Annotated in this window: 6 protein-coding genes and 2 rRNA genes (1 of these 8 running past the window's edge); 5 read left to right on the top strand and 3 right to left on the bottom strand. The window is 57.9% G+C overall.

Going from position 1 to position 11,461, the window contains the following annotated elements:
* The 5 genes from U6037_RS24475 to U6037_RS24455 form a co-directional block, all read left to right on the top strand.
* Positions 1 to 2,246, top strand: a 23S ribosomal RNA gene (locus U6037_RS24475); it begins 648 nt to the left of the window's first position.
* 166 nt (positions 2,247 to 2,412) lie between these two features.
* Positions 2,413 to 2,528 (top strand): 5S ribosomal RNA (gene rrf, locus U6037_RS24470).
* 149 nt (positions 2,529 to 2,677) lie between these two features.
* Positions 2,678 to 3,337: a paraquat-inducible protein A gene (locus tag U6037_RS24465; protein ID WP_322844813.1), complete on the top strand. Its 660-nt coding sequence runs from the start codon at positions 2,678 to 2,680 to the stop codon at positions 3,335 to 3,337.
* Entirely contained in the window at positions 3,324 to 3,947 is a 624-nt protein-coding gene (locus U6037_RS24460) for a paraquat-inducible protein A (protein ID WP_160059432.1), read from the top strand. The genes U6037_RS24465 and U6037_RS24460 overlap by 14 nt, the downstream gene beginning before the upstream one ends.
* Positions 3,940 to 6,243 carry a PqiB family protein gene (locus U6037_RS24455; protein WP_322844812.1) on the top strand — a complete coding sequence of 768 codons (2,304 nt, stop codon included), beginning with the start codon at positions 3,940 to 3,942 and terminating at the stop codon, positions 6,241 to 6,243. The genes U6037_RS24460 and U6037_RS24455 overlap by 8 nt, the downstream gene beginning before the upstream one ends.
* Positions 6,244 to 6,423: 180 nt before the next feature.
* Here U6037_RS24455 and mksF read toward each other — a convergent pair whose 3' ends face one another.
* The 3 genes from mksF to mksB are packed head-to-tail and all read right to left on the bottom strand — an operon-like array spanning position 6,424 to position 11,229.
* Complete coding sequence (gene mksF / locus U6037_RS24450; protein ID WP_322844811.1) at positions 6,424 to 9,264, bottom strand: Mks condensin complex protein MksF; 2,841 nt, start codon at positions 9,262 to 9,264, stop codon at positions 6,424 to 6,426.
* Entirely contained in the window at positions 9,261 to 9,962 is a 702-nt protein-coding gene (gene mksE / locus U6037_RS24445; RefSeq protein WP_166221109.1) for an Mks condensin complex protein MksE, read from the bottom strand. The genes mksF and mksE overlap by 4 nt, the downstream gene beginning before the upstream one ends.
* Positions 9,952 to 11,229, bottom strand: coding sequence for an Mks condensin complex protein MksB (gene mksB / locus U6037_RS24440; protein WP_171057284.1), 1,278 nt, complete (start codon positions 11,227 to 11,229; stop codon positions 9,952 to 9,954). The genes mksE and mksB overlap by 11 nt, the downstream gene beginning before the upstream one ends.
* Between the last annotated feature and the right edge of the window lie 232 nt (positions 11,230 to 11,461).

Below are 11,461 nucleotides of genomic sequence, written 5' to 3'. Positions count from 1 at the left end.
CGCTGGGAATAGACCCGAAACCGGGCGATCTATCCATGGGCAGGTTGAAGGTTGGGTAACACTAACTGGAGGACCGAACCGACTACCGTTGAAAAGTTAGCGGATGACCTGTGGATCGGAGTGAAAGGCTAATCAAGCTCGGAGATAGCTGGTTCTCCTCGAAAGCTATTTAGGTAGCGCCTCATGTATCACTGTAGGGGGTAGAGCACTGTTTCGGCTAGGGGGTCATCCCGACTTACCAAACCGATGCAAACTCCGAATACCTACAAGTGCCGAGCATGGGAGACACACGGCGGGTGCTAACGTCCGTCGTGAAAAGGGAAACAACCCAGACCGTCAGCTAAGGTCCCAAAGTTATGGTTAAGTGGGAAACGATGTGGGAAGGCTTAGACAGCTAGGAGGTTGGCTTAGAAGCAGCCACCCTTTAAAGAAAGCGTAATAGCTCACTAGTCGAGTCGGCCTGCGCGGAAGATGTAACGGGGCTCAAACCATACACCGAAGCTACGGGTATCACCTTCGGGTGATGCGGTAGAGGAGCGTTCTGTAAGCCTGTGAAGGTGAGTTGAGAAGCTTGCTGGAGGTATCAGAAGTGCGAATGCTGACATGAGTAACGACAATGGGTGTGAAAAACACCCACGCCGAAAGACCAAGGTTTCCTGCGCAACGTTAATCGACGCAGGGTTAGTCGGTCCCTAAGGCGAGGCTGAAAAGCGTAGTCGATGGAAAACAGGTTAATATTCCTGTACTTCTGGTTATTGCGATGGAGGGACGGAGAAGGCTAGGCCAGCTTGGCGTTGGTTGTCCAAGTTTAAGGTGGTAGGCTGAGATCTTAGGTAAATCCGGGATCTTAAGGCCGAGAGCTGATGACGAGTGTTCTTTTAGAACACGAAGTGGTTGATGCCATGCTTCCAAGAAAAGCTTCTAAGCTTCAGGTAACCAGGAACCGTACCCCAAACCGACACAGGTGGTTGGGTAGAGAATACCAAGGCGCTTGAGAGAACTCGGGTGAAGGAACTAGGCAAAATGGCACCGTAACTTCGGGAGAAGGTGCGCCGGTGAGGGTGAAGGACTTGCTCCGTAAGCTCATGCCGGTCGAAGATACCAGGCCGCTGCGACTGTTTATTAAAAACACAGCACTCTGCAAACACGAAAGTGGACGTATAGGGTGTGACGCCTGCCCGGTGCCGGAAGGTTAATTGATGGGGTTAGCTAACGCGAAGCTCTTGATCGAAGCCCCGGTAAACGGCGGCCGTAACTATAACGGTCCTAAGGTAGCGAAATTCCTTGTCGGGTAAGTTCCGACCTGCACGAATGGCGTAACGATGGCGGCGCTGTCTCCACCCGAGACTCAGTGAAATTGAAATCGCTGTGAAGATGCAGTGTATCCGCGGCTAGACGGAAAGACCCCGTGAACCTTTACTATAGCTTTGCACTGGACTTTGAATTTGCTTGTGTAGGATAGGTGGGAGGCTTTGAAGCGTGGACGCCAGTTCGCGTGGAGCCATCCTTGAAATACCACCCTGGCAACTTTGAGGTTCTAACTCAGGTCCGTTATCCGGATCGAGGACAGTGTATGGTGGGTAGTTTGACTGGGGCGGTCTCCTCCTAAAGAGTAACGGAGGAGTACGAAGGTGCGCTCAGACCGGTCGGAAATCGGTCGTAGAGTATAAAGGCAAAAGCGCGCTTGACTGCGAGACAGACACGTCGAGCAGGTACGAAAGTAGGTCTTAGTGATCCGGTGGTTCTGTATGGAAGGGCCATCGCTCAACGGATAAAAGGTACTCCGGGGATAACAGGCTGATACCGCCCAAGAGTTCATATCGACGGCGGTGTTTGGCACCTCGATGTCGGCTCATCACATCCTGGGGCTGAAGCCGGTCCCAAGGGTATGGCTGTTCGCCATTTAAAGTGGTACGCGAGCTGGGTTTAGAACGTCGTGAGACAGTTCGGTCCCTATCTGCCGTGGACGTTTGAGATTTGAGAGGGGCTGCTCCTAGTACGAGAGGACCGGAGTGGACGAACCTCTGGTGTTCCGGTTGTCACGCCAGTGGCATTGCCGGGTAGCTATGTTCGGGAAAGATAACCGCTGAAAGCATCTAAGCGGGAAACTTGCCTCAAGATGAGATCTCACTGGAACCTTGAGTTCCCTGAAGGGCCGTCGAAGACTACGACGTTGATAGGTTGGGTGTGTAAGCGCTGTGAGGCGTTGAGCTAACCAATACTAATTGCCCGTGAGGCTTGACCATATAACACCCAAGCAATTTGCGTCGAAGAGACCAGATTGCGGTGTGTGAAGACGAAACGAACCGAAAGTTCGACTGCACCTAAAAAGGCAGCACAAGACACCGAAAGCTATCACGTACCCAATTTGCTGAAGCGAGGCCATAAGGTCACGACTCAGTACCCGAATTTCTTGACGACCATAGAGCGTTGGAACCACCTGATCCCATCCCGAACTCAGCAGTGAAACGATGCATCGCCGATGGTAGTGTGGGGTTTCCCCATGTGAGAGTAGGTCATCGTCAAGATTAAATTCCGAAACCTCAATTGCGAAAGCAGTTGGGGTTTTGTTTTGTCCGCAGGAAAGTTTTTTGCTCGCGACAGCGAACAAATTTGCACAGTTATTTTCGAATCAGAACACTAGAATAGCCCCACCTTATTCGGAGCCAGAGCTTGTATGTCAGAGTCGGTTGACGCCCCCGGGCTGTCAGATTTACCGCTGGAAGACTTGGTGGCCTGTCACGAGTGCGACCTGCTGATGCGCAAGCCCACACTTGCCCATGGCGAGAAAGCGCTCTGCCCACGCTGCGGTTACGAACTGTACGCTCACCGTCATAACGTGGTGCAGCGCAGCCTTGCCTTGGTGATTGCAGCGTTATTGTTGTACATCCCGGCAAACTTTTTGCCCATCATGCAGCTCAATATCCTCGGGCAGTCTTCGCAGGACACGGTCTGGAGTGGCGTGCTCGGTCTGTTCAACACCGACATGCAAGGCGTGTCGATTGTCGTCTTCCTGTGCAGCATGGCCATACCGTTGCTCAAGCTGCTGTGCCAGTTGTTCGTTTTACTGACGATTCGTTTCAACGTCGGCCGCAGCTACGGTCTGCTGCTCTATCGCATCTACCACCACCTCAAAGACTGGGGAATGCTTGAGGTCTACCTCATGGGCGTACTGGTGGCGATCGTCAAACTGGCGGACATGGCCGCCATTGCCGTAGGTCTGGGCCTAGCGTGCTTCATCGGTTTGTTATTGGTGCAGGTCTGGCTGGAAGTGGTGATGTCACCGCACCAGATCTGGCAGGCGTTATCAGGAGAGGACGCTCATGCGGGCGATTGATGCGGGCATTCTGGTGTGTACCGAATGTCATGAGTTGAACAAACAGGAAGCGGACGCCGACGAGCAAACCTGCACCCGCTGCGGTGCGCTGGTTCACGCTCGCCGTCCGAACAGCCTCGTACGCACCTGGGCACTGCTGATCACCGCCGCGATTATCTATATCCCGGCCAATGTCTTGCCGATCATGACTGTGAGTTCTTTGGGCCAGGGTGATCCGAGCACCATCATGTCCGGCGTGATCCAGTTGGTACAGCACGGCATGATCCCGATTGCCGCCGTGGTGTTCATTGCCAGTATCCTGGTGCCGACCTTCAAACTGGTCGGCATCGCGCTGCTGCTGTTTTCAGTGCAACGACGTCAGCCGTTGTCTGCCCGTCAGCGTATCTGGATGTACCGCTTCATCGAGTTCATTGGTCGCTGGTCGATGCTCGATATTTTTGTGATCGCCATTCTCGTGGCGGTCGTCAACTTCGGCCGGCTTGCCAGTGTCGAAGCCAATCTTGGCGCCATCGCCTTCGCCAGTGTGGTGATTCTGACGATGCTCGCTGCAGTAACTTTCGATCCCCGACTGATTTGGGATAACACGGAGTCGGACGACGACCATGACTGATTTGCCCGTAGCGAAAACCCGACCGGCCTCGAACTGGTCTGCCATTTGGGTACTGCCTCTGATCGCGCTGATCATCGGCGGCTGGCTCGGCTGGCGTGCCTATTCCGAAACCGGTATCGAAATTCAGATCCGCTTCGAGAGTGGCGAAGGCATCCAGGCCAACAAGACCGAGGTCATGTACAAAGGCATGTCGGTCGGTAAGGTCAAGGCGCTCAAGCTCGACGATGAGGGCAACTCCAAAGGCGTGATTGCCACCGTCGAGATGAATAAAGACGTTGAGCAATACCTCAAGACCAGCACGCGTTTCTGGCTGGTCAAACCAAGCGTGACCCTGGCCGGTATCACCGGTCTGGAAACCCTGGTGTCGGGTAACTACGTGGCCATCAGTCCTGGCGAAGGCGAGCCGGTGCGCAAGTTCAAGGCGCTCTCCGAAGAACCGCCGTTGTCCGACGCCAAGCCAGGTCTGCACCTGACCATCAAGGCTGATCGTCTCGGTTCACTGAGCCGAGGCAGCCCGGTGTTCTACAAGCAGATCAAGGTGGGCCAGATCAAAAGCTACGTGCTCTCGGAAGATCAAAGTACCGTCGAGCTCAAAGTCTTCATTGAGCCGACCTACGCCAAACTGGTGCGCAAACACACGCGCTTCTGGAACGCCAGCGGCATCAGCATCGACGCCAACCTGTCCGGTGTGAAAGTACGCAGCGAATCGCTGGCGAGCATCGTCGCCGGCGGCATCGCCTTCGCCACACCAGAAAACCGCAAGGACAGCCCGCCGACCGATCCGAGCCTGCCGTTCCGTCTCTATGAGGACTTCGACGCTGCCGCTGCCGGGATCCGCGTAAAGGTCAAACTCAGCGACTTCGAAGGACTGCAGGCTGGCCGCACACCGGTGATGTACAAAGGCATTCAAGTCGGCAACATGAAGGCGCTGAAGGTTGATCCTGACCTGAACAGTGCCACAGCCGAGCTCACCCTCGATCCATTGGCTGAGGACTATCTGGTCGATGGCACGCAGTTCTGGGTAGTCAAACCGTCGATTTCTCTGGCGGGGATCACCGGTCTGGAAGCTTTGGTGAAAGGTAACTACATCGCCGTACGCCCGGGCGATAAAGGTGCGGCACCGAAACGCGAATTCGAGGCCCGACCAAAGGCGCCGCCGCTGGATCTGCGCTCACCGGGCTTGCACCTGGTGCTGTTCACCGATGTCCTCGGCTCAATCGATGTCGGCAGTCCAATTCTGTACAAACAGGTCAAGGTCGGTTCGGTGCAGAGCTATCAGTTCTCCAAGACCAAGAAGCAATTGGTCATTGGCGTGCACATCGATAAGGAATACGAAAACCTGGTCAACGCCTCGACGCGTTTCTGGAATGTCAGTGGCATCACGTTGACCGGCGGACTGACCGGTGGCATTCAGGTGAAAAGTGAGTCGCTGCAGACCCTGATGGCCGGTGGTATCGCCTTCGAGACACCGCAAGCCAAGGCGCCGCTGCAGAAACGTATTCCGCGTTTCCGCCTGTTCGCCAACCATGATGAGGCGAATCAGAAAGGCGCGGTGGTTACGATCAAAGTCGATCGCGCTGATGGTCTGCGTAGTGGCACCCCGGTGCGCTTCAAGGGACTGGATGTCGGCAAGATTGAAAGTGTCGATCTGACTGACGATCTGCAATCGGTCATCCTCACGGCGCGCATCACCGAAGTGCCAGAGAAGATCGCCCGAGTCGGCAGTCAGTTCTGGGTGGTCAAACCGGAGCTGGGCCTGATCAAAACTGCCAATCTGGAAACCCTGGTGACCGGGCAGTACATCGAAGTGCAACCGGCGGCCAAGAACCTTGGCCCGCAGAAGAACTTCGTTGCCCTGGCCAACGCGCCGGAAGTCACCAAGCAAGAGGCGGGTCTGAGTCTGGTACTGAGCGCTGCCCGTCGTGGATCGCTGAAACCGGGTGTGCCAGTTACCTACCGCGAAATTACTGTGGGTAAGGTCACCGGTTATGAACTGGGCCAGACCGCTGATCGCGTGTTGGTGCACATTTTGATCGAGCCGAAATACGCGCCACTGGTGCGCAGTGGCAGTCGCTTCTGGAACACCAGCGGTGTCGGTTTTGATATCGGTCTGTTCAACGGGCTGACGGTGCGTACCGAGTCGTTGGAGACGGCGATTCAGGGTGGCATCGCCTTCGCCACGCCGGATGGCGAGCGCATGGGCAACCCGGCGCGTGCGGAGCAGACATTCCCGTTGTTCGACAAGTTTGAGGATGAGTGGCTGACGTGGGCGCCGAAGATTTCGCTCGGTAAGTGATTCTGTGGTGTCTGAAGTGGCGCCATCGCGAGCAGGCTCACTCCTACAGGGGAACGCATTCCAACTGTAGGAGTGAGCCTGCTCGCGATAGGGCCCGCAAAATCAACACAAATCCCAAGCCATAAAAAGGGCCGCGATCCAAACAGATCGCGGCCCTTTTTTATCTTCAGTTAACGCCGATCAAACCGCATCCAGCTCCGGTTCATCTGCTGCAACATTGACCGTAGCCTTCACCACATCATGGCGACGGATGTACTTCCAGTCCGCCTCATCAATGTAGATCCCCGCCGGGCCGCTGCCACCTTCCAGGTCGATCGCGACACTGGCGCAGACCTGCGGCTTCACACTCGCCAGAATCGGCACGAAGCCCAGTTGCAGACTGGTTTCCAGCAACGCTGCCTGGTTCTTCTCGTCGATGTCCGCTGCTTCATCGAGGTAGTACGGCAGACGCACGCGACCGGCCTGATCGCGATCCATCAAGTGCAGCAACAAATACATGTTGGTCAGCGCCTTGATGGTCATCGTCGTACCGTTGGACGCCGCACCATCGATGTCGGTGTGGATAACCGGTTGGCCGTTGACCTTGGTGATCTCGAACGCCAGCTCAAACAAGTCCTTGAGACCGAGCTGGTTGTGGTTCGCCGCCACCAACCGCGCCAGATACTCCTTGGCCTCTTCGTTCTTGTTGTCCTGCTCGGCGCTTTGGCTGAGATCGAACACCGACAGGGTTTCGCCTTCTTCGTACTGACCAGCGCTGTGGATGATCTGGTCGATGTGCTTGAGCGCTTCCTTGTTCGGCGCGAGGACGATGCGGAAGCTCTGCAGGTTGGACACCTGACGCTTGTTGATCTCGCGGTTGAACAGCGCCAGTTGATGCTCGAGGCTGTCGTAGTCGCTGCGGATGTTGCGCAGAGTCCGGGCGATGTCGGTGACCGCCGCACGACGGGCCTTGCCCAGCGTCAGCGCTTCATCGGTACGGTGCGCGTAAGCGTTGATCAGCAAGGACAGACGGCGCTCCATGTCGTCTTCGCTGTCGAACTTGGCCACGCCTTTGAGGCGCACTTGCGCGTACAGCGCTTCGATCTGGCCATCGGCGCGCAGCAGGCCTTGCCAGCTGTCCTGATAGTCGTTGAGCAGCGGCAGCAGGTTGTCCATCGAATCGTCGACCGGATCCATGAACGGCGTACCGAACGGCAGATCCGCCGGCAGCAACTGACGACGGCGCAGCGCATCGTCGAGGGTGCGTTGCTTGGCTTCCATGTCAGCGATCTGGCGGCCGACCAGTTGCAGCTTGGCCGACAGTTGCTGGACGCGCTCGGTGAAGGCGTCGCTGGAGCGCTTGAGTTCGTCCTGCGCGCCTTCCATCTGGGCCAATTGCTCGAGCTTGTCGCCTTCTTCAGCGCTCAGGGTCTGCGTGCGGCGGAAGTCCTCCAGGGCTTTCTGCGCGTCCAGCACTTGCTGGTACAGCGCTTCGGTCTGGGTCTTGCTCGCGGCGCGGTCGGCGGCTACAGCCTGCTGGGTTTTCAGTTGCTTGAGTTCTTTTTCCAGACGCTCTTTCTGGTCGCGCAACGCGGCACGGTCAGCCAGGGCTTGCAGGGCCGGCGGCTCGATGTGCGAGATGTCGATCGACAGGCCCGGCACCTCGAAGCGCTCGCCTTTGAAGCCATCGAGAATCAGCTCGACCGATTTGACCCACGCGCCGTCGTCGTCGAGGGTAATACCGTGTTCGCCCAGCGGCAGGCTGAACAGCGCGCTGTTGAACAGACGCATCAGACGCTCGACGTCCTGCTGCGAGAACTCTTCGCGCAGACGGGCGTAGCTGTTGTTGTCGGCGTGATCGAGTTGCAGTTTCACCGACTTCAGGCGTTTTTCCAGATCGCGCACGCGCTCTTCCAGATCTTCCGCGCTGAACTGACGCGATTGCGCCAGAGCACCGGCCAGTTCGTCGTGGGCGTCTTTGGCCGCGAGCAGTTGTTGCTCCAGCACTTTGACGTCATCGACCAGAGCGAAGCGATTCTTCAACACCGACAGCTCGCCGAGCCAGCGCTGGATGCCGGAAATTTCCCGCTCCAGACGCATCAGTTCCTGAGTGCCACCGCGCTGATCGTTTTGCAGACTGTCCTGCTCGCCACGGTAGTGGTCGGCCTGGATGGTCAGCTCTTCCTTGCGCGCACTGGCGTAGTCCGACCAGGTGCCGAGCAACGAGTCGAGCAGCGGAGACAGGCGATGCAGTTTGCCGCGCAGCACGTCGCGCTGTTTTACGCCGTTGGCCAAGGCTTCCACCAACGGGCCGGCAGCGACCAGCGAGTTGTAGTCCTGTTCCATCCGGCGCACGTCGCGGAAAGCTTCTTCGCACGCGGCGATGTAATCGACACTGCCGGAACGCAGGCTGTGTTCAAAGGCATCGAGGAACAACTGCTTCAACTTGGCCGCAGTGATTTCGCGCATGTGCAGCAGGTTGATAAACAACGCGCGGAAGGTCTTCAGGCTCTGTTCGCTGGTGGAGCGCAGCGGGATCAGCGTCAGGTCGAGCGGGATCGACGTGTGACCACCCACCAGCAGACGGCGCAACTCATCCGGCTTCAGTTCGTAGGCTTTCAGGCCTTCTTTCTCAAGGTTGCTGAACAGCTCTTTCTGACGCAGGCAGGTGTCGTTCTTCTGGTAATGCGCCAGGTCGAGCTTGCCGGCGTAGGCGAAGAACTGGTGACCGAAACCACCGCCCGGGCCACGACCGACCACACCAATCACGTGCGGGCCGTGCGGCAGGTTCACTTCGACGAGGATGTAGCTGGTGTCGGAAGCGAAGTAGAAGCGCCGCGATTGTTCGAGGCTGTACTTGCCGAAGCTCATGTCCGACATGCGCGCCAGAATCGGGAACTGCAAGGCGTTGATCGACGCCGATTTACCGAGGTTGTTCGCGCCGTAAACCGACAACGGTTCTTCCAGCGGGAACAGGCCGAGGCTGTAACCGGCGGTGTTCAAAAGGGCAAAGCGGCGGATGCCGTAGCGTTCCTGGCTCATGCGTCGGACTCCTGTTCTTCGGCAATGGCGCGGGCCAGTGCGTCTTCTTCGCTCTCTTCTTCAAATTCGGAGAGATCGAGCGGGTCGTCGGTTTCGAGGAATTTGGCTTCAGCCGCCTCGTCGATCAGCACCGGCGCCGGCAGCGGCAATACGCTGTGCACGCTGGCCGCCAGATCGCGATCCTGCTGCACCGACAGGCACACGTCGAGGAAACGGTGCATCGGCGGCAGGAAGCGATACACGCCGTTTTCTTCGCCGGCGAAACCGAGCTGAGTCATGCGGCGCATGATCTTTTCTTCGAGTTCTTCTACGGTCTGCACTTCGGCCTGAATAAACAGGTCGCGGTATTTCTCCAGCAGCGACGGCAGCTCTTCGCGGCCGAGACTGCCGCCATCGAGCACGGCGATCGGATCGCGGCCCTGATCGGCCAGATGCTCGACGAGAATGAAAGTGAACAGCGCCAGACGTTGCGCAGTCTTGTTCACCGCCGCAGCGGCCATGTCCGGCACAAAGTAGTAGAAACCACGGGTATCGCAGACCAGTTCAAAGCCCAGCGCCTTGAACAGCGTGCGGTACTGATCCTGGAAGTTCGACAGTTGCGCGTACAGCTCCGGGTCGCGGCGGCTGACGTGGTAACCCTTGAACAGCTCGCGGAAAATCGGCGCCAGCTGGGACAGTTCGGAAAGATCAAGATGCATTGGGGATGCTCGCAGAATTCTCGGAGGCAGAGTCGCTGGCCGAGAGCAGGGCGAAGGAGCGCAGGCTGACCTGGTGCTCGTGAGTGTGGTATTCGCGGCGTTCCAGACGCTCGCGCTTGAAGCGTTTTTCCCGCGACAGGCGCGAGAACCAGTAGAGCAATTCGTCAGTGGCGCCGTCCGGTTCCTGCTCCAGCAGCCAGGTCATCAGATCCGGCATTGGCAGAGCTTCTTCGCAACGGTCGACCATCTCGCGCACGGTGCGCGGGGCACGTGGCGCTTCGCCTTTCTGGGTCTTGTGCGCTTTCGGGAAGCGTGCCGGTTTTGGCTCGAAACGCGCCAACGCATAAACGTAGGCTTCGACCTGGCTGGCGCTGCCGAGGAAGGTGCTTTGCGGGCGGGTGAACAGTGGCATCGCCGCTTGCGGCACAGCGTCGATGCCTTTGCGGCGGATCGCCGCCAGTGCGAGTGCGGCACCACGGGTCACGGCGTTGTGCCGACGCGCTTCCTCACGCAGCGGCAGCAACAGTTCGCGGGCATGACGCAGGGTCAATTGCGCGCTGGTCTGCATTTCGAGGATGCGCGCGTGGGTGCGCAGCAGCATGTCGTCGTCAACCAGATGGCCGAGACGTTGCTGTTCGCTGAGCATCTTCAGCAGCACGGTTTCGACCTTGCGCACGCCTTGCTCGAAGGCGCCGTCGGCGTTCACCAGATCGATCATCGGCTCGACGTATTCGTCCCACGTCGCCAAGACTTCGGCGTAACGCTGACGCAGCGGAATCTGCCGGTCGCTGGTCTTCGCCCGTTCAGCGACGGCCACTAGCGCCTGTTCGTCGTTGTCGAGTTTCTTCAGCACGTCGCGCACACGCATGTCGAGCAGGCGCAACTGGCGGGCCAGGTCGTGGCCGTCACGGACTTCGAACGCGTCCTGGATGTAACCGGCCAGGCGCTCGAGGTGGCGCAGATAGGCTTCGATTTCCAGGCACAGGCCCAAGCGGTGTTCACGACGCAAGTAAGCGAGGAAGTCGTGAATCTGTGCGTTCAGCTCGAAACGGTTCGGGCTTTTTGCCACCGGAATCAGAATGTCGAGGCGAATCCACACGTCGAGCAGGCTGGTGATGTCCTGCGGCGTGCTGTCCAGTTGTTGGGCGGCCAGTTGCGTGCGCAGTTCGTTGAGGCTCAGTGTGCCTTGGTCGAAGTGCTCGCACAGTGGCTCCAGAAGTGCCCAGTGTTCAGCGAGGGCGCGCAAGACGCGCTTGGGTTCGATCATCGGAATGGCCGGCTGGTTGACGATTAAAAGCCGCGATTGTACTGCATCACGAAGGATGCGATTCACTCTCGGGACGGGCTGTCGCATTTTCCAAGGGAGCGAGCTTAGGTAAAGGCTATCGATCAACAGCAAGCGATCTTGAACGAAGGGCGGTAGAATCAGCCCACTTCAGTTATCCACAAGTGGCCGACCCTTGCTAATCGAGTCCCGCCGCCGCGCCTATTTGAACGCC

The sequence above is a fragment of the Pseudomonas sp. B33.4 genome (genome assembly GCF_034555375.1).
Taxonomy (GTDB): Bacteria; Pseudomonadota; Gammaproteobacteria; order Pseudomonadales; family Pseudomonadaceae; genus Aquipseudomonas.
This window is presented reverse-complemented; position numbering and strand designations above follow the sequence as displayed.